Annotated in this window: 23 protein-coding genes; 8 read left to right on the forward strand and 15 right to left on the reverse strand. The window is 63.6% G+C overall.

All coding sequences use genetic code 11. The features are described 5' to 3' along the window. Positions 1–29: 29 nt before the first annotated feature. The 11 genes from NKI05_RS22610 to NKI05_RS22660 all read right to left on the reverse strand — a co-directional run bounded on the left by NKI05_RS22610 (position 30) and on the right by NKI05_RS22660 (position 9,252). Entirely contained in the window at positions 30–332 is a 303-nt protein-coding gene (locus NKI05_RS22610; protein WP_023814929.1) for an addiction module antidote protein, read from the reverse strand. Between the two features lies 1 nt (position 333). Next, positions 334–621: a type II toxin-antitoxin system RelE/ParE family toxin gene (locus tag NKI05_RS22615; protein ID WP_023672746.1), complete on the reverse strand. Its 288-nt coding sequence runs from the start codon at positions 619–621 to the stop codon at positions 334–336. Between the two features lie 52 nt (positions 622–673). Further along, positions 674–1,678: a Rieske 2Fe-2S domain-containing protein gene (locus NKI05_RS22620; protein WP_352793196.1), complete on the reverse strand. Its 1,005-nt coding sequence runs from the start codon at positions 1,676–1,678 to the stop codon at positions 674–676. Then, positions 1,675–2,808, reverse strand: coding sequence for a GNAT family N-acetyltransferase (locus NKI05_RS22625; RefSeq protein WP_023814931.1), 1,134 nt, complete (start codon positions 2,806–2,808; stop codon positions 1,675–1,677). The genes NKI05_RS22620 and NKI05_RS22625 overlap by 4 nt, the downstream gene beginning before the upstream one ends. Next, positions 2,805–4,061: a F390 synthetase-related protein gene (locus NKI05_RS22630; protein ID WP_023715075.1), complete on the reverse strand. Its 1,257-nt coding sequence runs from the start codon at positions 4,059–4,061 to the stop codon at positions 2,805–2,807. Before NKI05_RS22630 ends, NKI05_RS22625 begins: the two co-directional genes overlap by 4 nt. Then, complete coding sequence (locus NKI05_RS22635; RefSeq protein WP_023814933.1) at positions 4,058–4,882, reverse strand: MBL fold metallo-hydrolase; 825 nt, start codon at positions 4,880–4,882, stop codon at positions 4,058–4,060. The genes NKI05_RS22630 and NKI05_RS22635 overlap by 4 nt, the downstream gene beginning before the upstream one ends. Continuing rightward, a complete protein-coding gene (locus NKI05_RS22640; RefSeq protein ID WP_031195192.1) occupies positions 4,879–5,883 on the reverse strand; it encodes an NAD-dependent epimerase/dehydratase family protein in 1,005 nt (334 codons plus the stop codon). The genes NKI05_RS22635 and NKI05_RS22640 overlap by 4 nt, the downstream gene beginning before the upstream one ends. Next, positions 5,880–6,818 carry a 3-oxoacyl-ACP synthase III family protein gene (locus tag NKI05_RS22645; protein WP_352793199.1) on the reverse strand — a complete coding sequence of 313 codons (939 nt, stop codon included), beginning with the start codon at positions 6,816–6,818 and terminating at the stop codon, positions 5,880–5,882. The genes NKI05_RS22640 and NKI05_RS22645 overlap by 4 nt, the downstream gene beginning before the upstream one ends. 142 nt (positions 6,819–6,960) lie before the next feature. After that, complete coding sequence (locus NKI05_RS22650) at positions 6,961–7,410, reverse strand: DNA polymerase III subunit chi (RefSeq protein ID WP_023814935.1); 450 nt, start codon at positions 7,408–7,410, stop codon at positions 6,961–6,963. A gap of 8 nt (positions 7,411–7,418) precedes the next feature. Further along, positions 7,419–8,909 (reverse strand): leucyl aminopeptidase, encoded by a 1,491-nt coding sequence (locus NKI05_RS22655; RefSeq protein ID WP_023814936.1) that lies wholly within the window; start codon positions 8,907–8,909, stop codon positions 7,419–7,421. 49 nt (positions 8,910–8,958) lie between these two features. Beyond that, positions 8,959–9,252: a hypothetical protein gene (locus NKI05_RS22660; protein ID WP_155929551.1), complete on the reverse strand. Its 294-nt coding sequence runs from the start codon at positions 9,250–9,252 to the stop codon at positions 8,959–8,961. 32 nt (positions 9,253–9,284) lie between these two features. Here NKI05_RS22660 and lptF point away from each other — a divergent pair, with 32 nt between their 5' ends. From lptF to NKI05_RS22700, 8 genes are all read left to right on the forward strand, one after another. After that, entirely contained in the window at positions 9,285–10,484 is a 1,200-nt protein-coding gene (gene lptF / locus NKI05_RS22665) for an LPS export ABC transporter permease LptF (protein ID WP_023814937.1), read from the forward strand. Between the two features lie 2 nt (positions 10,485–10,486). Further along, entirely contained in the window at positions 10,487–11,569 is a 1,083-nt protein-coding gene (lptG, locus tag NKI05_RS22670) for an LPS export ABC transporter permease LptG (protein ID WP_023695591.1), read from the forward strand. After that, positions 11,569–14,016, forward strand: coding sequence for an LPS-assembly protein LptD (locus tag NKI05_RS22675; protein WP_352793201.1), 2,448 nt, complete (start codon positions 11,569–11,571; stop codon positions 14,014–14,016). Before lptG ends, NKI05_RS22675 begins: the two co-directional genes overlap by 1 nt. A gap of 91 nt (positions 14,017–14,107) precedes the next feature. Continuing rightward, positions 14,108–15,037, forward strand: coding sequence for a SurA N-terminal domain-containing protein (locus tag NKI05_RS22680; RefSeq protein ID WP_352793203.1), 930 nt, complete (start codon positions 14,108–14,110; stop codon positions 15,035–15,037). Between the two features lie 12 nt (positions 15,038–15,049). After that, the gene (gene pdxA, locus NKI05_RS22685) at positions 15,050–16,078 is read left to right on the forward strand and encodes a 4-hydroxythreonine-4-phosphate dehydrogenase PdxA (protein WP_031195193.1); all 1,029 of its coding nucleotides are present in this window, start codon (positions 15,050–15,052) and stop codon (positions 16,076–16,078) included. A 53-nt stretch (positions 16,079–16,131) separates the two neighbouring features. Continuing rightward, positions 16,132–16,968, forward strand: a complete 837-nt coding sequence (rsmA, locus tag NKI05_RS22690; RefSeq protein ID WP_023814939.1) for a 16S rRNA (adenine(1518)-N(6)/adenine(1519)-N(6))-dimethyltransferase RsmA — start codon at positions 16,132–16,134, stop codon at positions 16,966–16,968. Between the two features lie 68 nt (positions 16,969–17,036). Beyond that, positions 17,037–17,342 carry a type II toxin-antitoxin system RelB/DinJ family antitoxin gene (locus NKI05_RS22695; RefSeq protein ID WP_023672731.1) on the forward strand — a complete coding sequence of 102 codons (306 nt, stop codon included), beginning with the start codon at positions 17,037–17,039 and terminating at the stop codon, positions 17,340–17,342. Beyond that, a complete protein-coding gene (locus NKI05_RS22700; RefSeq protein WP_023672730.1) occupies positions 17,339–17,632 on the forward strand; it encodes a type II toxin-antitoxin system RelE/ParE family toxin in 294 nt (97 codons plus the stop codon). Before NKI05_RS22695 ends, NKI05_RS22700 begins: the two co-directional genes overlap by 4 nt. 33 nt (positions 17,633–17,665) lie before the next feature. On the opposite strand, the gene gmk is transcribed toward NKI05_RS22700, so the two are convergent. The 4 genes from gmk to fabF all read right to left on the reverse strand — a co-directional run bounded on the left by gmk (position 17,666) and on the right by fabF (position 22,223). Then, positions 17,666–18,340, reverse strand: coding sequence for a guanylate kinase (gene gmk / locus NKI05_RS22705; RefSeq protein ID WP_023672729.1), 675 nt, complete (start codon positions 18,338–18,340; stop codon positions 17,666–17,668). Positions 18,341–18,346: 6 nt separating this feature from the next. Further along, complete coding sequence (locus tag NKI05_RS22710) at positions 18,347–19,237, reverse strand: YicC/YloC family endoribonuclease (RefSeq protein WP_023814940.1); 891 nt, start codon at positions 19,235–19,237, stop codon at positions 18,347–18,349. 262 nt (positions 19,238–19,499) lie between these two features. After that, positions 19,500–20,759, reverse strand: a complete 1,260-nt coding sequence (gene mltG, locus NKI05_RS22715) for an endolytic transglycosylase MltG (protein WP_023672727.1) — start codon at positions 20,757–20,759, stop codon at positions 19,500–19,502. Between the two features lie 201 nt (positions 20,760–20,960). Further along, on the reverse strand, positions 20,961–22,223 hold the full coding sequence (gene fabF / locus NKI05_RS22720) for a beta-ketoacyl-ACP synthase II (RefSeq protein ID WP_023685687.1): 1,263 nt from the start codon (positions 22,221–22,223) through the stop codon (positions 20,961–20,963). Positions 22,224–22,239: the final 16 nt, after the last annotated feature.

Consider the following 22,239-nt stretch of genomic DNA (forward strand, 5'->3'; position numbering starts at 1 on the left):
CCCGTTTTCAGCTGAGTGCGTAAGTCCTGCTAAGGTTGCCTAAACGGGATAACTGGCTTTGCGGACAATTGCAGGCCAAGCGCCTTGGTTACGCCCAGCAATGTACTGAGGCGCGGATCGCCCTTTTCGCTCAGCGCCTTGTAGAGTGCCTCTCGGGTCACGCCGGCGTCCTTCGCTATGCTTGTCATGCCGCGGGCGCGCGCGACAATGCCGAGGGCGTGCGCAATATAAGTCGCGTCCCCGGTCTCGAACGCATCAGCGAGCAGTTCGGCTTGAGACTCAGCATCATCAAGATATTCGGCGGCGTCGAATGGTGTGGTTCTGAGGGTCATATCAAACTTCCTTTGCCATTTTCCTGGCTTTTCCGATGTCCCTGTCCTGCGAGCCTTTGTCACCGCCGCAGAGCAGGATAATGACCGTGTTGCCGCGCCGGACGAAGTACACGCGGTATCCCGGACCGTAATCTACGCGCAATTCTCCTATGCCATCGAAGAACTTGGCGTCTCCCAACAGCCCAGCCTGAACGCGGACAATCCGTTGGGTGATCTTCTTTACGGCGCGAATGTCCGTGAGCCCTCTGAGCCATTTTCGGAATTCGTCAGTGGATCGAACTTCGATCATCCGTGAACTATAATTTACAGCAGAACTGGAATCAAGTGCCGTGAACTTTAGATTACAACTCGATTTGGTGCACCCGCGGCTCTGCCGCCGCCGGTGGCATCTTGCCGTCGATGATCGCCGCTATGTCGCGGCGCAGGAAATCCAGCGGGCCGATCGCCGGCTGAACCTGCGGCGATATACGGGCGTTGTCGCTGGCCGATTTCAGCACACGGCGATCCTGCTGCAGGGCAAAGGCAAAGAGCGGCCGGAAAGCAAGCGCCTTGAGTTCGCCGAACAGGCCCTGTCGCGGGCCGATCAGCCAGCCGACGCCTTCGACGGTCCGTTCGTCCGCCTGACGCAAATGGAAAGTGGTCGCCAGCGCCAAGCCGCCCTTGCCCCAATATTCGAGTTCGACGATGCCGGGATGGCGGTAGCGGCCGATGGTCTTGGCGCGCTTGCCTTCCAGCAGCCGGCTGACCAGCCCCTGTTGGCGGTCCTCGCCGGTGTAGCAGCTTTCGACCCAGCCCTTGCCGCCGGTCACCTCGACGCGCACGAGATGGCGCTTTGCGGTCAGGCCGCGCAGCACACCCTTGTGGGTGAAGTGGGTGTGAGTGGCGTCGAGAATGTTCTCGGCGGCGTCGAGCACCGTCGATCGCGCCGAGCTTCGCACCCGCTTCACGACGACATCCTTGCCTTGCATGCAATGGAGATAGGGCTCGCCCTCAGGCGTGCCTGCCGAGACGAAGACGACGCCGTCGCGCTCGATCGCGCTGTAGCGGCGGATACGGTAATGCGGGACGCCGCCGACATGGCCGGGAATGGCGGTGCAGCGCCCTTCCCCATTGTAGCGCCAGCCATGATAGGGACATTCGATCTCGCCACCGACGACCTTGCCGGTCGAGAGTTCGACCAGGCGGTGAGCGCAGCGGTCGAAGAGGGCGGCAATGCCTTTCGCCGAGCGGAACAGCACCAGTGGCGCGCCGTCGAACAGGATGCGCTTCGGCTTGGCTTTGATGTCGGCAGACCGCATCACCGCCTGCCAATAGTCTTTGTCTTTCTGCTGCCGGGTGTCGCTCAAAGTTCAAATCTCCTGAGCAGGGGAATGCCGATCTTCGCGAGCACAAATTCCATGATCCGCACCGCCATGCGTTGGCGGCGCGGCAGATGGGCAGCATAGACGGCGTTGTATTCCACCGTCGCCGCGGCGCCGCGCAAGCGTTTGAAGGCGGCGGCACCGGCGCTCATGTTGAAGAACAGGCTGTGCGCCATCGCATGATCCTGCGCCAGCGCCATCATCATGCGGTAAAGGCCTTCGCTCACCGGGAGGCCGGTGTCGTAGCCGACGATGGGCTGCGTCAGTGTCCTGCCGTTCTGAGACAAAGCGGCGACGGCGACCAGTTCACCGCCGGGACGACGCAGGCCTGCCAGTTGCAGGATGCCGCGACGGTGCGTCTCGCCGATATAGCGGGCCGTGTAGTGCGGGTTGAGCGGCGTGTATTTGTCGAGATAGAGCATCCGGTAGAGCGCTTCGGCGCGCGCATAGTCGGCCTCGGTGAAGTCGCCATTGCCGACCTGCTCGAAAGGCGTCGTGGGCAGCCGCTTGCGGTCGCGCTTCATGTCGTTGGTCATGGCCGAACCGTCGCCTGCGAAGATGTAGATCTGCCGCGCCGCCAGCATTCGAAAACCCTCCGCCTTCAGCGCTGCGATTGTCGACGGATCGGCGATCTCGTTCAGGGAGCGGATGAGAACAGCGCGATCGGGAAAACGCGCGGTGAGATCGTCGCGCATCGCCGCGACCGCGTTGCGATCGAGCAGCGGCACCGGATTGGTCGAATAGAGCCAGTTGTTGACCTGAACCTGATGGTCAAGGCCGCTCATCCTGACCAGCGGCGCGCACAGGCCGATCAGCATCCGCATCGTTTTTTGCAGCAAGGGCGAGGAGACGAAATTGCGGATCTCGTCGATGGCATAGTCGACATAGGCGCTGGACGGGCAGCAGATGTAGCAGTTCGGCGCTTCGCTTCTGTCGTTCAGCGTCAGCGGAAAGGAGCGGCCGGCGATCTCGAAGGTTTCGACAGCCACTGTCAGATTGCGCACGAGGTCGCGCACCGGCACCTCGTTGAAAAGCTGAACGAAGGCTTCGACCTCACGCGGGTTGTTTTCTACCCGGTTCGTCTGATCGAGTGGCAACATAGCGAGCCGGTTCATGATGCCGCTCCCAGGTGGCATTCGACCCGACGCAGTTTGCGGCCGGTCTCCAACGGCAGGTCCCTGCGAACAAGGCTGACCGAAGCTGTCGCCTGGCGCGCCGCCAGCAAATTGCGCACGGACTGATGGGCGGCGGTGGCGGCTTCGTCGGCAAGCCCGGGGGCCAGGCTGAGTTCGATTGCATCTTCAGCGGTCTGGACCAGGCGGAAATCGTCGATGCGCCGGTCGGCCTTGAGCACCGCATTGCGTAGTATGTCGGGCGTGACGAGGAGCTGCCCGTGCGGCGAGGCTAGCCGGAAAGCGTCGTCCATGCGGCCGACGATCTCGTCCAGCGTGCGCAGCGGCGAGCCGCAGCGGCATGGCTTTTCGGACAGCCGCAGCAAGTCGTTCATCCGGTAGCGCGCCATGATCTGGGTCCGGCGGCGAAAGGCGGTGATCAGCGGCATGACCAGGCCGTCGCCGGCCGGTTCGAACTCGAAGAACACCGAATCCTCGGCCAGATGCAGCCCGCCCTGGCGGCAGGTGACGGCGAACAGCCCTTCGGTCGCCATGTAGATCTGGTCGACCTGACCACCAAAGAATGCCTCGATGACCGGCCGGTCAACCGGGTCGAGCGTTTCGGCGGCGCTGAAGACACGCTGCGGCTTGAGCCGAAAGCCCTCGGCCGCGAAGTGCCGCAGTATCTTCGGTGGCGCGATGATCACCGTCGGCGCGAAATCTTCGAGAGCGCCGCGCCAGCTCTCCGGACCGCGCGTCAGATCGAAGAAGCGCAGGTCGATACGCCGCGATTTGCGCGCGCTATCGTAGAGCCCGGTGTTTTGCGGCAGGATCACCGCAACGCGCTGCCGGCGCCAGAGCAGATCGGGCACGGCTTTGGCCAGGATGGTGCCCAGCCAGCGGTATTTTTCCGCCTCGGAAATGACGAACAGGCCACGATTGCCCGACGTGCCGGTGCTGGAGCCGACAGTCAGCTCGCCAATGCGGCTATCGCCGGCCTGCGCCTTCCAGGCCTCGGCGGCCGAGACGCCATGAATGTTGAAGCGCTCGAAATTGCCCATCAGCGTCGCCTTGTCGGTCACCGGCAGATCGCCGAGATGACGCGGCGTCTTGCCGTAGAACGGCGCGCGCGGCAGGTCGCGGTCGAGAAAGCGGCGCAAGGCATGACCTTGCCAGCGTTCGAAATTCTCACGGCTCTTGCGCGAGAGCCATTGCGTCAACACAAACGAACGGGCCGCTTCCGTCGGCCCGTTCATGCGCTCTCTCCGGCCAGATCGTAGGCCGTCACCGCCGGATCATGACAAAGAACAACCTCGCCGCCGGTCGCCAGAAACCGGCGCAACATTACGCTGGTCGGCTCGATCGCGGCGGCATCCTCGGCCAGCAGGGTTGCCGGCAGACCGGGAGTTCGGTTTTCGACAAGGGCCGCGAACAACCATTGCGCGTCGACGGCGTAGAGCAGCGGCCGCTCCAGATTTGGGAACGAAAGGCCGAACTGGCCATCGGCATGGCCGGGCAGACCGACTGCGATGACGCTGCCGTCGCCGAACAGATCGGCGCCGCCCGGTACGCCGCCACGCGGCTCGACCTGCCGCTTCGACGACAGCCCGTCGAGTCGGGCCTCGAAGTCAGACGGGAACAGTTCCTTGAAGACGCCATGGCGCAGATTCTGCAGGGAAGTCTTGGCCTTCGCCCGCGCCCAGGCGGTGTCATTGGCGATAAGCCGAGCGTTGGGAAACAGCGACAGGCCCGACATGTGGTCGGCATGGAAATGCGTGACGATGACGGTGCGCACATCCTGCAAAGACAGGCCGAAGCGCGCCAGTACCGCGAGCGGCTGCTCGGCTTCGTTGAGCTGGGGCCGGAGGATCGCACCGTAAAGACGCAGCGCCGTGCTGCGCCCACTGCCTTGTGTCACATGCGGCGTGTAGCCGGTGTCGATCAGGACGGGGCCGGCCCGCGGATGCATGATCAGGCCGTAGCGGACACGTAGCCTGACCTTCGCCCAGCTGCCGCCGCGCAGGATCAGGCGCTCGGCTGCGCCGACAGAGGCGCTGTTGGCGAAGACGATCTTCACGCTGCCCCCCTGCTTTCCATCGCCTTGCCGAATGTGCGATCGAGCCCTTCCTCGAACGACACTTTCGGCGCCCAGCCGAGGATGCGGCCTGCCTTGGAAAGATCGAGGCTCTGCGCATAGGCGAACAGGCCAAGACCGTAGCGCGTCACCGGCGGTTCCGGGCGGCCGGGCAATATATTCGCTACCGTCTCCGCTATCCCGGCCGCCAGCATGGCGGGCCAGAGCGGCATTCTGCGCCAGCGCGGCTGCACGCCGGCGCGGGCGCAGGCCGCCTCGGCAATGCGGCGGACCGGCACCACTTCGCCGCCGGAGATGTTGAATATCTGTCCCTCGGCAGCGCTGCCGGCGGACAGCGCGGCAAGCACCGCATCGACGACATCCTCTATATAAGTGAGATCGATGCGCGCCTTGCCGTCGCGAAACAGCGGCAGCGGGCGCTGCCGTGCCACCTGCAGCAGACGCGGCAGCAGCGTGCGGTCGCCGGGACCGTAGAGGCCGCGCGGCCGCAGCACCACCGGGCTGATCTCAGGCGCCGCCAGCACGATCTCCTCGGCCTGCCGCTTGGTGCGGGCATAGTGGTTGACCGGAGGGGGCAAGGCCGCATTCTCGGAAACTCCGAGCTGGTCGCGATAGGCGAAACAGACCGTCGGGCTGGAGATATGGACGAAGCGGCGCACGCCTTGCCCGCGCGCGAAATCGCTGAGGTTGCGGGTAGCTGTGACATTTGCCGTCTGGAAATCCGCCAACCTGCCGAAGGGCGCGGAAAGTGCCGCGCAGTGGATGATCGCATCGACGCCGTCGAGAGCGCGCGCGGCAGCTGCATCGAATGGTTGAGACAAATCGAGCCGAACGACCCGATGACCAGCGGCTTCGAGCGCCGCGCAGCGTTTGGCGTCCCTGCCAAGACCCAGCGCCGGTGTGCCCAGTGCAGCCAGCCGCGCCATGACATGCGCGCCGAGGAAGCCGCTAGCGCCGGTGACGAGGACGCGTCCCACGGTCATGCTTCCAGCGCCATGCCGCCGAACGACACGCCGGCCGAGGTGCCGAGGAACAGCACTTTGGCGCCGGGCACAATGCGTTGTTCGCGGCGCGCGACGTCGAGCGCAAAGGGGATGGAAGCGGCGATCTGATTGCCGTAGCGCGCCGCGATGTCGACGAGCTTTTCCCTGGCGAAGCCCGTCTGGCGCGCCATGTGGGCGAGCGCGAAAGGGCTTGCCTGATGCGGCACGACGAGGTCGACATCGTCGTGCCGCCAGCCGGCGCGATCGAGCAACTCCGCTACAAAGCCGTTGAAATGGCGTGACGTAACGCGAAACAGTTCCTTACCCTCCATGTGGAACAGGCTGTGGCGGGCGAATTCCTCGGGCTCACGATGAAAGTCGAACCGGGTGCCGCCGGAGCCGATGCTGCAGGCCGCATAGGCGGAAGGGTAGGTGCGCATCAGGTTGGCCGCGACCCGACCCTCGCTTGGGGCCTGTTGCAGCACGGCGGCCGCCGCGCCATCGCCGAAGAGGGCCGCAATTTCCGGCTGGTCCTGCCACGGCAGGGCGCGCGAGGCGATTTCAGACGAGAACACCAGCGCCGTCCGGCATTGCCCGGCCTCGATCAGGCGCGACGCGGTCTCGAACGCTGTGAGGAAGCCGAGGCAGGTGCTGTTGACGTCGAAGGCGGCCGCCGACCCATCGGCAAGGCCGAGGCGCTGCATGACCAGCGGAGCCGTCGACGGCAACGGCTGGTAAGGCACGCCGCAACCGCCGATGACCAGATCGACACTGCCTGCCTCAAGTTCGGCATCGGCAAGCGCCAGACGGGCTGCGGCACAAGCAAGGTCGACCTGCGATTCGGCCTCGCAGACATAGCGTTCGATGATGCCGGTCGCGGCCTCGAAATGTCCATAGCCAAACCCCAGCCGCGCATCGAGGGCGCGCGACGTCACGCATCGAGCCGGCACGGCCCGCCCCGTTCCGATGATCCTGATCCGCATTCTCAGCCCGCCGCTTGAGTTGCGCTTTTCGCAATTCCTAAGTCGGATCGTTCGGCGACAACAGCGTCGTTTTCAAGACGCGCCGGCAAAGCGCTTACGCCTTGCGCTCCCAGCGCCGGTCCGGCGTCTGCTGCCAGTAGGTGACCGCGTGGCCGGCCTCTTTCAACGTCTTCCAATGCATCCGCGCGCCTTCGACCTGGGCCGCATCGTGGCCGTCGAACAGGAACACGGCGCGTTCGTAGCCGGCGAGATCGGCGGGAGCGGCGCCATCGACGAGGAAGCGTATCTGCGCCTGGTTGGGGTTGCCGTCGCTTGTGGTGAGCAGGATTGGCTGTTCGGCCGGATGGGCTTCACGGTCGGTCGCGTGCGCGAGGAACGAATCGTCCCTGAACGTCCACAGATGCTGGTCGAGCGCGTCGCGCCGCTCTTCGGTGCCGGTCTGCACCACGGCTCGCCAGCCGCGATCGATGCTGCGCTCGAGCAGGCCGGGCAGCGCATCCTCCAGCGTCGATTCGGTCAGGTGGTAGAACAGGACATCGGCCATGCCCTGCCTTATCCCTCGTAATTGTCGCGCACCAGCCGGTCGAGCAGCCTGACGCCAAAGCCCGAACCCCAGGATTGGTTGATCTCGCTCGGCGGAGAGCCCATCGCGGTGCCGGCGATGTCGAGATGCGCCCACGGCGTTTCCTTGACGAACCGCTGCAGGAACTGCGCGGCGATGATGGCGCCACCATAGCGGCCGCCGATGTTCTTCATGTCGGCGTTCTTGGAATCGATCAGCTTGTCGTATTCGGGCCCAAGCGGCATGCGCCACAGCCGCTCCTGCGTCGCCTGGCCGGCCGCCGTCAACCTGTCCGACAGTTCGTCATTGTTGGAGAACAGGCCGGCATAATGCTGGCCGAGCGCGACCATGATGGCGCCGGTCAGCGTCGCCAGATTGACCATGAATTTCGGCTGGAAGCGGTCGTTGCAATACCACAGCGCGTCGGCCAGAACGAGGCGTCCTTCGGCGTCGGTGTTGAGCACCTCGATGGTCTGACCCGACATCGAGGTGACGATGTCGCCGGGGCGCTGGGCATGGCCGTCGACGGCATTTTCCACCAGCCCGACGATGCCGACGACATTGGCCTTGGCCTTGCGCGCGGCCAGCGCCTGGATGAGCCCGATGACGGCCGCGGCACCGCCCATGTCGCCCTTCATGTCTTCCATGCCCGAGGCCGGCTTCATAGAATTGCCGCCGGTGTCGAAGGTGACGCCCTTGCCGACGAAGGCGACCGGTGCGTCCTTGGCCTTGCCGCCCTTCCATTGCATGACAGCCATCCGGGCGCCGCGTGGCGAGCCTTGCGCGACACCGAGGAGCGAGCCCATGCCGAGCTTCTTCATTTCCTTCTCGGTGAGGATATCGACCTCGACGCCGAGCGCTTCCAGTTCCTTGGCGCGGGCGGCGAATTCGATCGGGCCGAGCGTATTGGCCGGTTCGTTGACAAGGTCGCGCGCCAGAAGCACGCCGTCGATGACCGCAACCTCGTCGGCGAAGGCCTTTTTCGCCGCGGCAGGATCGGCGGTGTGGATGGTCACCTTGACCGGTTTCTTCGGCTCGGCATCGTCCTTGTCTTTCCTGGTCTTGTATTTGTCGAAGGAGTAGCTGCGAAGAATGATGCCGGCGGCAAGGTTCGCCGCTTGCCTGCCGCCAATCTTTGCGCCCGGCACATCGAGGATGACGGCCACCTCCGCTGCCTTGCGCAGGGACGCGGCGATGGTGCCGCCAAGCTTCAGCCAGGCAAAGTCATCGAGGCCGGCGACCTTGCCGGCGCCGACCGCCACCAGTCGGTCGAGCGATGTTCCCTGCGGCGCCAGTACTTCGACGACACCGGCGAATTTGCCGGAAAACTCCGCCACCGGAAACGCCCGCGCCAGCGTTCCTGCCGGGTCGCAGGCCTTTGCCGGTTCGCCAAGACCACCATCGTCGGCCGCCAGCACGAAGATGCTGCCCTTTTTGGGTGCGGCAAATTTGGCGAAGGCGATCAATGGTCTCAAAGTCATCAGGTCCTGCTTTCGGGAAACGGCTCAGATTTTCAGGAAAAATGCATTCTCAGGGAAGATGCGCGACATTTGGTCGTTTTCCTTGATTTGGCAAGACTTTGCCGGAATCAGGGCTCATATGCGCAGCGGAATCGATAACGATTCGTCGCGGCACGGCTCCGCTTTCCTGCCGCAACCTGTTGTTAACCATCGATGTTCTCCCTTTCTTATCCATTGCCGCCGACACTCCGGCCTGCGGGACGGGCGTTGTGGGACGGAGAATCGGATCGAACCGCCTGAAAGAAATGGCCAAACGCACCCAGTTGTACAGCCGCAGCCGGACGACTACCTTGTCGGCGGGCATGATGCCGTTCGGCAAATCGAGAAAAGCCTTACATGAAGGTCGTTGAACGCTACATCATGCGTCGCGCACTGGCGGTGTTTCTCGCTGCGCTGATCTGGACGCTGGCCATTGTCTGGACGACGCAGGTGCTTGCCCGCATCGACCTGGTCACCGATAGTGGCCAATCGGCGCTGACTTTTTTCGAGGTCGCGGGCCTCATCATCCCCACCATCATCCCGATCGTGGTGCCATTCGCCCTGGTGGTGGCGGTGGCCCAGACGCTCAGCGTCATGAACTCCGATTCGGAATTGGCCGTCATCAACGCCGCCGGCGCCTCGCGCTGGACGATTGTGCGGCCGGTCCTGCTGATCGCGCTGGCGGCCAGCGTCTTTTCCTTCGCGGTCGACAATGGCGTCGAACCCTATGCCAGGCAGAAGAACCGCCAGCTGATCGCATCCTCGCGCGCCGATCTCTTGTCGCTGATCATCCAGGAAGGCACGTTCCGCAAGATCGACGACGGACTGTTCCTGCAGATCGGCGAGCGGCTGCCGGACAACCGGCTTGGCGGCATCTTCGTGGCCGATTCGCGCGAGGAAGGCGCCAATCTGGTCTATTATGCCAAGAGCGGCAGCGTCGTCGAAAAGGGTGATGAGAAGGTGCTGATGATGAATGACGGCGTCATTCATCGCAAGACGCTGACCGGCGATCTGTCGGTCATCCGCTTCACGTCCTACGCCTTCGACCTTTCCGCCTTCATGTCGGCGGCGAACGATATCATGCTCCTGCCCAAGGACCGAACGACGCAATACCTGCTCAACCCGGATCCGAACGACAAGATCTTCCAGCGCAGGCCCGGCGCCTACAAGGCCGAGCTCGACCAGCGCTTTTCCGAATGGTCCTATTCGCTGGTGTTCGCGCTGATCGCGCTGGCGGTCGCAGGCGATGCGCGCTCACACCGCGAGGCGCGCATCCACCCGCTGATCACAGCCATCGCCATTGCGCTGTTCGTGCGCTGGCTGGGCTTCTTTGCCGCCGGCAAGGCGGACAAGATCCCGCAATACGCCTATATGGTCTATGGCGTGCCGGTCATCGCCTCGGCGGTCGCCATCTGGTTCATCGTCACCTCGCGAAGCATGGAACTGCCCGGCAGCTGGGCCGACTGGATGACGAATTTCGCCGGCCGCGTCAGCGATGGCTGGACGGCGCTCAAGCTGCGCCTCAATCGGCGCTACACATCCGGCCAGGGAGCCTGACGATGGGCTGGACCCTGGGCCGCTACTTCTTCTTTCGCTACGTGTCGATCACGATCTGGTTCTTCATCGGCCTTCTGGCGCTGGTGTTCCTGATCGACTTCACCGAGCTGTCCGGCCGCATCACCGGCCTGCCGGGCTTCACCTACGGCACGGCGGTCGCGATCTCGGCGCTGAGGATGCCGATGATCATGCTGCAGACGGTGCCGTTCGTCGGCCTGTTCTCGGCGATGGCGACGCTGGTGTCGCTCAACCGCAAATACGAGCTGGTGATTGCGCGCTCGGCCGGAGTGTCGGCCTGGCAGTTTCTGTTGCCCTGCTGCATCGGTGCGCTGTTATTCGGCATTTTGTCGGTCGGCGTGCTCAATCCGATCGCCGCGCATGGCTTCTCATGGTCGGAGCAGATGGAAAACCAGCTGCGATCCGGCAATTCGAACGCGGTGGCGGCCGATGCCACGCCGTGGATCCGCCAGAAAACCAACTCGGGCGACACCATCATCGGCGCCCGCGCCATCCTGAACCAGGGCCTGGAAATGGCCGACACCGTGTTCTTCGTCCTCGATCCGCAGGGCAACATCGTCGAGCGCAAGGACGCCGCGCGGGCCTTTCTGCGCGACGGCTACTGGGAATTGCAGGACGTCAAGGTGTTCAAGGACGGCAACATCCGTTCCGAAACGACCGACCAGTTGCCGACCAACCTCAAGCCGGAATTCGTGCAGGAACGGCTGGCGCGCCCCGAAACCATCCCGTTTTACGACCTTCCCGGCAAGATTGAGGTTGCCCGCTCCTTCGGCCTCAAGGCAAATGCCTTCGCCATGCAGTTCGATTCGCTGGTGGCATTACCGTTCCTGCTTGTGGCCATGACGCTGATTGCGGCAACAGTTTCAATGCGATTTGCGAGGATGGGGCAGTCGGCAACGATGATTCTGGGTGGCGTCCTCGCCGGCTTTCTGCTTTATGTCGTTTCGGTATTGGTCAAGGCATTCGGCGTGGCGGGATTCGTGCCCACAGCCGTGGCTGCATGGGTTCCGGTTGTCGTGGCTATGTTCTTTGGGGTGACATTCCTGCTATACAAGGAAGACGGCTAGTGAGGGAGGCGGCTTTGCGCAGCCATAGGCAGGCCGGTTTGGCGCGCCTCTATTCGGCGAGCGCCTTGGCATGCCTGCTCGCCTGCGGCGTGCTGACGGCTCCTGCGCTGGCGCAGGACGTCACCGACGTGGCAACGAAGGTTCCTTCCGGCTCCCAGATGCTGCTGGCGGCAGACACGCTCGTCTATAACAACGACAACCAGACGGTCACCGCCATCGGCGGCGTCCAGATCGACTATGGCGGCAACAAGCTCGTCGCCCAACGCGTCGTCTATGATCGAAACACCAAGCGGCTGGTTGCCAGCGGCAATGTCGAGATCGTCAACAGCGACGGCACCAAGATCAACTCGCAGCATATCGATATTACCGACGATTTCGCTGACGGTTTCGTCAATGCGCTGCGCGTCGAAACGCCCGAAAAAGCCTATTTCGCCGCCGAAAGCGCCGAGCGCATGGGCGGCGTGCTGACAACGTTCCACAACGGCGTCTATACGGCCTGCGAGCCTTGCGAAGACAAGCCGGACAAGGCGCCGACCTGGCGGATCAAAGCCAGGAAGATCATTTGGAACGGCGAAAAGAAGACGGTTCGCTTCGAGAACGCGAATTTCGAATTCTTCGGCTTCCCGCTGGCTTATCTGCCGGCGTTCGAGATCGCCGACCCTACGGTCAAGCGCAAAAGCGGCTTCCTGATCCCCAGCATCGGCTACAACAACCGTCTCGGCGTCGGCGTCAAAGTCCCCTACTATTTTGCCCTGTCGCCGACCTATGACCTCACCGTTACGGGCAGCGGCTACACCAAGCAGGGTTTCCTCGGCGAGGCCGAGTGGCGCCAGCGCTTCAACAATGGCCAATACACGCTGAAGCTTGCCGGAATCAACCAGCAGGACCCTGGCGCTTTCCGTGATTTCGCGGCTTTCCCCGGCGGCTACAATGTCAATTCGGGGCCAGCAGGCGATCCGAACAAATTCCGCGGGATGATGGGCACCAAGGGCCAGTTCGCCATCAATCCGCGCTGGGACTTCGGCTGGGATATCCTGCTTCAGACCGACAAGAATTTTTCGCGTACCTATACGATCGAAGGCTACAACGACGCCGTGCATCAATCGTCGGTCTACCTGACCGGCCTAAACGACCGCAATTATTTCGATGTGCGCGCCATGCGCTTCCAGGTTCAGGAGAACACACCGGACGGCAACGTCGCATCGCGCAGCGACAAGCAGCCCTGGGTGTTGCCGTCGCTCGATTATGCCTACATTCCCGACATGTCGGTGGCCGGCGGACAGCTGTCGTTCAACGTCAATGCACGAGTCATTCGCCGCGACGATCTCGATCAGGCCTATTTCGTCCCCTATCAACCAAATGCGCCAGACTCGGGCGTCCAGCGCGTGCGCGGCATCGAGGGTGAATCCGGCCGTCTCACCGCCGAAGCCGAATGGAAGCGCACCTTCACCACCGACGGCGGACTGCAGCTGACGCCGCTTCTGGCTCTGCAGGGAGACGTCGACTATCTCAATGCATCCTCAAGTTCGCTCGCTGCCATTGATGCGATGGCCGCCGATCATCGAATAGACACCACCGCCGATATGAGATCCTCGTTTGCCCGCTATATGGCGACCGCCGGCCTTGAGATGCGCTGGCCGGTGCTGTTCTCGATGACCGGCTCCAGCCATATCGTCGAGCCGATGGCGCAGGTCTTCATGCGCCCGAACGAACAGTATGTCGGCGGGCTCGCCGTTCCCAACGAGGATGCACAGAGCTTCGTCTTCGACGCCACGACGCTGTTCGAGCGCGACAAGTTCTCCGGCTACGATCGCGTCGAAGGCGGCAGCCGCGCCAATGTCGGCTTCCGCTATTCCGGCGCCTATGACAATGGCTGGGGCACCAATGCGATCTTCGGCCAATCCTACCAGTTGGGCGGCCGCAACTCCTTCGATTCACCCGATCTGGTCAATGCAGGCGCCGATTCCGGCCTGGAGACTTCGACCTCCGACTACGTCGGCCTTATCGGCTTCAGCAGCCCCAGCGGCTTCTCCGGCTCTTTTAGCGGCCGCTTCGACGAGCAGACCTTCGAAGTTCGCCGTGCCGAGGTGAAGGCCGCCTATTCCGGGCTGCCGGTTTCGCTGAGCGCCAAATACGCCTTCATCCAGGCGCAGCCGCTCTATGGTTTCACCACCGATCGCCACGAAGTCACGCTCGGCGCCTCGACGCACCTGGCCGAAAACTGGCGCGTCTTCGGCACCGGCACCTACGACCTGCAACAAAGCGTGCTGGTCAAGGACGGCGTCGGCTTTGCCTACAATGATTCCTGCTTCACCTACCTGATGACTTACTCGGAATCACGCGACATCAACACCAAGGAAGTGTCGCAGAATGTCGGCTTCAACCTGTCGTTCCGCACGCTCGGCGATTTCGGCTCGTCCCAAAGCTCGATCGACTCCATCCAGTAGAGCCGGCTGACGACATCGTTTTGCCGCATAAAGCGGGCACGGATTTCGCCAATATCGGGGTGGAATCGGCCAAAACCGGGCTAGAATTGGGATGCTTTCGATGAGGAAATACCTGTTTTCGGCAGGATTCGCGCTCCTGTTAGCGGCGACCTCGGTCTCTGTCACCACGATGGTACCGCCGGCCTTCGCCAGTGAAATCAAGTATGTCGTCAACAACATGCCGATCACCACCGGCGACATCGCGCACCGGGCTGCCTTCCTGAAACTGCAGCGCAAGAAGGGTGACGCGGGTCAGGAAATGATCGACCAGACGCTGCGTATGGCGGAGGCCAGGCGTCTCGGCATCCGCATCTCCGACGCCCAGGTAGAGGCTGCCTATCAGCGCTTTGCCTCGAGCAACAAGATGCAGCTCAAGCAGCTCGACGGTGTCATGGCGCAGTCCGGCGTGACCAAGGAGCATTTCAAGGAATTCATCCGCTCCCAGATGGCGTGGAACCAGGCGCTGAGCGCACGCTACAGCGGCGGCGGCGGGGAGGTGAGCGAACAGGATCTGGTCAAGCGCATGCTCGAAAAAGGCGGCGCCAAGCCAAGCGCCACCGAGTACATGCTGCAGCAGGTGATCTTCGTGGTGCCGAAGGCCGAGCGCAGTGCCACACTCGCCAAACGCAAGCGCGAGGCCGAAGCCATGCGCGCCCGCTTCAATGGCTGCAACACCACGCGTGAATTCGCCAAGGGCCTGATCGACGTCACCGTTCGCGACCTCCCCCGATTGCTGGCGCCGCAACTGCCGCCGGACTGGGCCGAGCAGATCAAGGCCACCAAGCTGGGCGGCGCCACGGCCGTGCGCGAGACCGATCGCGGCATCGAATTCATCGGCATCTGCTCATCGCGCGAAGTTTCCGACGACAAGGTGGCCCAGATGGTGTTCCAGAGCGAAGGCAGCGGCGACAAGAACGCCGACGAGCTCTCGGCCAAATATGTCGAAGAGCTGAAGGCCAAAGCCAAGATCGTTACGCGCTGAACCGGCCCAGCCGTGCGTGAGACAGAGCTTCCGCTGGCGCTGAGCGTCGGCGATCCATCCGGCGTCGGTCCGGAAATCGCCATTGCCGCGTGGCAGAGCGCCCGCGGTTCCGGTGCCGCGCCCTTCTATCTTCTCGCCGATCCGGCGCTGATTGCCGCGCGGGCGCGCCGGCTCGGCGCGGCGGTGGCAATCGCCGAGACGGTGCCGGCCCAAGCAGCTGGTGTCTTTCAACACGCCTTGCCCGTGGTGCCGCTGGCGGCCCACTTCACCGACGATCCCGGCCGGCCCGACCCGGCCAATGCCGCCGGCATCATCGAGGCCATCGATCGCGCCGTCGCCGACTGCCTTGCCGGTCACGCGGCCGCGGTCGTCACCTGTCCGATCGCGAAGAAGCCGCTTTACGATGCCGGCTTCGGCTTTCCCGGTCACACCGAATATCTGGCGCATCTGGCCTCGCTCCACACCGGCGGCACGGTGACGCCGGTGATGCTGCTCGCCGGCCCCGAATTGCGCACCGTTCCGGTCACCATCCACATCGCGCTGGCCGAGGTGCCGAAGACGCTGACGACGGAGCTGATCGTTGCCATCGCGCGCATCACCGCCGGCGATCTTGCACGCCGTTTCGGCATCGCCAGGCCGAGGCTCGCGCTTGCCGGCCTCAATCCGCATGCCGGCGAAAGCGGCGCCATGGGGACAGAGGACGAGCGCATCATTCGTCCTGCGGTCGACATGTTGCGGGCGCAAGGCATCGATGCCTTCGGACCGCTGCCGGCCGATACGATGTTTCATGCGCGCGCTCGCGCCGGCTACGACGTGGCGGTCTGCATGTATCATGACCAGGCGTTGATCCCGGCCAAGGCGCTGGCCTTCGACGAGGCCGTCAACGTCACGCTTGGCCTGCCGTTCATCCGCACCTCGCCCGATCACGGCACAGCCTTCGACATCGCCGGCAAGGGCATCGCACGTCCCGACAGCCTGATCGCGGCGCTGAAGCTGGCCCGCCGGCTGGCCGATACCGGCGCAAAGCCCGCAGCTGCATGAGCCCAAAATCATGAGCCCAAATCATGAGCCCAAAATTCATGAGCCCAAAATTCATGAGCATTGACGGGCTGCCGCCGCTGCGCGAGGTGATCGAGCGCCATGGACTGCAGGCAAAGAAGGCGCTTGGCCAGAATTTCCTGCTCGACCTCAATTTGACCGGCAAGATCGCGCGGGTCGCCGGCGACCTCAGCGACAGCACGGTGATCGAGGTCGGCCCCGGCCCCGGCGGGCTGACCAGGGCGCTGCTCTCTGCCGGTGCCGGCCGCGTCGTCGCCATCGAGCGCGACGAACGCTGCCTGGCGGCCTTGGCCGAGGTCTCCAACCACTATCCGGGCCGGCTCGAGGTGATCAGCGGCGATGCGCTGAAGACGGATTTTGCCGCTCTTGCCAAGACCGCGTCACAAGACGGCCCGGTGAGGATTGCCGCCAACCTGCCCTACAATATCGGCACCGAGCTGTTGATCCGTTGGCTGACGGTGGCGGACTGGCCACCCTTCTATCAATCGATGACGCTGATGTTCCAGCGCGAGGTGGCCGAGCGCATTGTCGCCGGTGCCGGCAGCGATGCTTATGGCCGGCTCGGCGTGCTGGCGGGCTGGCGGACCGAGGCGAGGATCGCCTTCGACGTGCCGCCGCAAGCGTTCACGCCGCCACCCAAGGTAACGTCCTCGGTGGTGCATCTGGTGCCGCGCGCCAGCCCTTTGTCAACCGACGTGAAAAAACTCGGTCGCGTCACCGAAGCCGCTTTCGGCCAGCGCCGGAAAATGCTGCGGCAGAGCGTGAAGAGCCTGGGTGGCGAGGCACTGCTGACGCGCGCCGGCATCGATCCGACCCGGCGTGCGGAGACGCTCAGCGTCGAGGAATTCGTGCGGCTGACAAACGCGGTTTGACCGGCGGCGCTAGCGCCGCCTAGCAATCGTCATTCAAACGCATTACATTGACGTCGAAGGAGATTGCCATGCCAGCAAATGCACTGGTCCAGACGCGTATCGACGCCGACATCCGGGATCGAGCTTCGGCGGTGCTCGAAAGCATGGGGCTGACGGTCTCGGATGCGGTGCGGATATTGCTCACCCGAACCGCCAACGAGGGTGCGCTGCCCATCGATCTCGTCACAAACAACGAGGCGTATGATTTATGGTTTCGCGCCAAGGTTCGCGAAGCGCTCGACGACACCCGACAAGACATTCCTGATGATCAAGTCGAGGCGCATTTTGCCGAGAGACGCGCCGCGGCGCGGCGTTCGGGTGAACCTAAATCTTGAAGATCGTCTGGTCGCCATTCGCGCTTTCAGATCGCGACGGCATCTTCGCGCATATCGAGGCCGACAATCCTGCGGCCGCGATCGCCACCGATGAGCGGATCGTCGCCGCAATCAACCGTCTTCGGGACCTTCCCCAAAGCGGCCGGATCGGCAGGCTTGCAGGGACACGAGAGATCGTCATCGTCGGCACGCCATATGTCGCGGCCTATCAGCTGACCAACAGCACGATTCGAATCCTGCGCGTGCTTCACGGAGCGCAGCGTTGGCCGGACGATCTGCCAGGCAGCTGATGCGGCTAATTTAGATTGCCAGCGGTGGACGAGCTATTCCGTCTTCTCGTCCAGCAACCCCGAGACGAAATCGAACAGCCCGGGCCGGCGGTCGCGCCGCAGCCTTTCCGCCGTCACGATGCCACGCACTTCGGCGAAGGCGCGGTCGAGATCGTCGTTGACGATGACAAAGTCATATTCCTTCCAGTGCTCGATCTCGTTGCGGGCGTTCTTCAGCCTGGTCTCGATCACGTGCTCCTGGTCCTCGGCGCGGCGCTTGAGGCGCGACTTCAATTCCTTCATCGACGGCGGCAGGATGAAGATCGAGACGATGTCGGCGCGCATCTTCTCCTTGAGCTGCTGGGCGCCTTGCCAGTCGATGTCGAAGAGCATGTCACGGCCCTGCGCCAGCGCCAGTTCGGCCGGCTCGCGCGGCGTCGCGTAGCAATTGCCGTGCACCTCGGCCCATTCGAGCAATGCGTCGGAATCGCGCAGCCGCTCGAACTCGCGCGTGGTGCGGAAGTGATAGTGGACGCCCTCGATCTCCGAGCCGCGGCGTGGCCTGGTAGTGACCGAGACCGATAATTCCAGGCTGCCGTCGCTTTCCAGCAGGTTGCGCGCGATCGTCGACTTGCCGGCGCCCGACGGCGACGACAGGACCAGCATCAGCCCGCGGCGGCGAATGCGGGATCCGAGATCCCTGGCAACCATCGGCTCCTTGCCACCCATTCGGGTTTACTCCAGATTCTGGACCTGTTCGCGAAACTGGTCGACCACCGCCTTCAGTTCCAGCCCGATGGCGGTGACAGTGGCGGCGTTCGACTTGGAACACAGCGTATTCGATTCGCGGTTGAATTCCTGCGCCAGAAAATCGAGCTTGCGGCCGATGGCGCCGCCATTTGCCAGCAGCGCTCTGCCCGACGCCACATGCGTCTTCAGCCGATCGATCTCTTCACGGATATCGGCCTTGGTGGCCAGGAACGCCGCTTCCATGTGCAGCCGGCCGGCATCGAGATTGGCCGACGCATCCATCAGCAGCCGCACCTGTTCGGCGATCCGCTCGCGGATCGCCGCCGGTTCGCGCGACGGGTCGGCCTCGGCTTGAAGCGTCAGCGCCTCAATGGCGTCGATATGGCCGGAAAGCAGCGAACGCAGCGCTTCGCCCTCGTTCTGGCGTGCCAGCTCGAGACCTGTAAGCGCCCTTTCCAGCGCCGACAGGATTGACGCGTCGAGTGCTGCCCGCACCTCCTCGGTTTCGCTGGTTTCAGGGATATCGAGCACGCCGCGCAGGGAAAGCAGACCGTCGGCAGTTGCCGGACCAACACCGAACTGGTCCTGCAGCCGCTTGGCCAAGCCCGCCAGATCCCTGAGGAAGGCTTCGTTGACCACCGGCTGCGCCTGCTGGCCGGCGGCGCGGCCGACGGTCAGCGTCGCCTGGAAATTGCCACGCGAAAAGCGCTTCTGCAGCGTCTGCCGCACAGTCGGTTCGAGCCGCTCGAAACCTTGCGGCAACCGCAACCTGACCTCGACGCTCTTGCCGTTGACCGACTTGACCTCCCAGGCGATCGAGGCGCCGTCATGTTCGGCAACAGTGCGTGCAAATCCGGTCATGCTCTGCAAATTCATGATGCGGCTCGTATCTCCGTGATGGTCCGATTCTACAAATTGCGCATGCGTTCGATATCACGGGCGGCGCGAATGTCAGAATCGCAATACCGGCAAGATGTTGATTTCCGCTGTCGTTTCGATCTCGCAGGGCTGAAATCGAGAAGCAGAGGCACCCGAGCAAGACCGAAAACGCTTCGAACCGCGCTGTTCGTTCAAAGCAGCAGCGCGTCCGCCTCTGTCCGCGTTGCTTAAGATCGATCCGTCTGAAAGCGCCGAGCTGCTACTGGGCGGCACCCGTATCGCCGCCGGCATCACCGCTGTCACCGGCGGCATCGCCACTTGCGTCACCGTTGTCGTCGCCATCCGCCGGCGCATCGGTCTGGCCCGGAGTCTTGGCGCCCTTGGCGGCGTCTTCAGCCTGCTTCTTCTGCAGTGCCCGGTAGCGGGCAACGTTCTCATTGTGCTCGGCAAGCGTGGTGGCAAAGACGTGGCCGCCGGTGCCGTCGGCGACGAAATAGAGATCATCGGTCTTCGACGGGTTGGCGACGGCTTCGAGCGCGGCGCGGCCGGGATTGGCGATCGGCGTCGGCGGCAGGCCGTTGATCAGATAGGTGTTGTAAGGCGTCTGTTTCTGGATGTCAGATTGATAAATCGGCCGGTCGGCGGGTTTGCCCTTGCCGCCGAACAGGCCGTAAATGATGGTCGGATCGGATTGCAGCCGCATGCCCTTGGCCAGACGGTTGAGGAAGACGGCGGCAACGCGCGAGCGCTCGTCGCCCCGGCCAGTTTCCTTTTCGACGATCGAGGCCAAGGTGACGAAGTCGTCGACATTGGCCAGAGGCAGGTCGGGCGCGCGCCGCTGCCAGACCTCGTCGACCAGCTTCTTCTGGTCGGCGAGCAGCTTGTCGACCATCTGTTGGCGCGTGGCGCCGCGGGTAAAGCGCAGCGTGTCGGTGGCGAGGCTGCCCTCAGCCGGCTTGGCGGCCGGCATGTCGCCGGTCAGCGCATCCTGCTCGGCGATGCGCTGCAGCGCCTGCTCGACCGTCAGGCCCTCGGGAATGGTCAGCGAATACATCACCGACTTGCCGCTCTTCAGAAGCTCCATGATGTCGCGCATGGAGGCGCGCGGCTTTATCTCGTATTCGCCTGCCTTCAGCGCTGAATCATTGCCATAGACCCGCACGGCGATGCGGAAGATGCGGGCATCGCTGATCAGCCCACGCCGTTCGAGCTGGTCGGCAATATCCTGGACGCCGGTGCTCGGCTTGACCAGGAAGGTGTCGCCGGCCACCGACGGGCCCGGTTCGTTGAATGCCTGCTTGCCGAAATAGAGCGAAACGCCGGCGGCGAGGATCATCAACATCACCGCGGAGATGACGAAGTTCATGAACACGACGACTTGGCTGCGCGAGGCGCGCGAGCGCTTTGGTGGTGGTGTGCCGGCTTCCGGGCGCAAAGCTTCGGCCGCGGTCTTCGGCACGATCGGGCCGGTCTGCTGGTTTTGTCCGAATTGTCCGCTGCCGCCCGGATTGGTGTTCATTAGCGCCCTACCATCTGATCTCTTAGAGCGACCATGCGCCCGATTGGACTCACAGCGTGCCCTAACATTTCAAGCCTACGCATCGTGCTTTTAAAAAAGCGCCTTCGGTTTCAGGCCGATGCGACGAATCCCCAGCGGCAGAGTAGGCTTGAATATGGCAAAATTGACGACAGACCGCTGGCGCGCCGGTCGATACCGCAATCAGCCTGTATAACGCTGGAATACCAGCGAAGCGTTGGTGCCGCCGAAGCCGAAGGAGTTGGACAGCGCCACGTCGACCTGGCGATGCCGTGGCGTGTTCGGAACAAGATCGATCGCGGTTTCGCGTTCCGGGTTGTCAAGATTGATGGTGGCTGGCGCGATGTTGTCTCTGATAGCGAGGATCGAAAAGATCGCCTCGGCGGCACCCGCCGCACCCAGGAGATGGCCGATCGACGACTTGGTCGACGACATCGAGATTTTCGAGGCGGCGTTGCCGACCAGCCGCTCGACGGCGCCGAGTTCGATCGTGTCGGCCATGGTCGAGGTGCCGTGCGCGTTGATGTAGTCGACGTCGGCGGGCGTCAGCTTGGCCCGGTTCAGCGCCGCCGTCATGCAGCGGAAGGCGCCGTCGCCGTCTTCGGCCGGTGCAGTGATGTGATAGGCATCGCCGGTCAGGCCGTAGCCGGTGACCTCGGCATAGATCTTGGCGCCGCGCGCCTTGGCGTGTTCGAGTTCTTCCAGCACGACGACCCCGGCGCCCTCGCCCATGACGAAGCCGTCACGGTCGCGGTCATAGGGACGCGAGGCCTTCTCAGGCGTGTCGTTGCGGTCGGTGGACAGTGCCCGGCAAGCAGCGAAGCCGGCAAGCGATAGTCTGGTCACCGGCGATTCCGCGCCGCCGGCCAGCATCACGTCGGCATCGCCGAAGATGATCAGCCGGGCGGCATCGCCAATGGCGTGCGCGCCGGTCGAGCAGGCGGTGACGACGGCGTGGTTGGGGCCTTTCAGCCCATGCCGGATCGATACCTGGCCAGATACCAGGTTGATAATGTTGCCGGGAATGAAGAATGGACTGATACGGCGCGGTCCGCGCTCTTTCAGGATGATAGCGTTCTCGGCGATGCCCTCGAGGCCGCCGATGCCGGAGCCGATCATGACGCCGGTGGCGCAGCGCTCGGCTTCGGTGCTGGGCTCCCAGCCGGAATCCTTCAGCGCTTCGTCGGCGGCCGCAATCCCGTAAAGGATGAAGTCGCCGATCTTGCGCAGTTCCTTGGGCTCGAGCACGGCTTCGGGATTGAGCGTGCCGTTGGTGCCGTCACCGCGAGGAATGACGTGGGCGATCTTGCAGGCAAGATCTTCCACTTCGAACTCGGTGACGCGCTTGGCGGCGCTGCGGCCGGTCAGAAGTTCCTTCCAGCTGTGCTCGAAGCCCATGCCGAACGGCGAAACCAGGCCAAGGCCCGTGACGACGACACGCCTCATCGCAGGTCCTCCCCGG

The sequence above is a fragment of the Mesorhizobium sp. M0771 genome (assembly GCF_040320155.1).
In the GTDB taxonomy this organism is placed as follows: Bacteria; Pseudomonadota; Alphaproteobacteria; order Rhizobiales; family Rhizobiaceae; genus Mesorhizobium.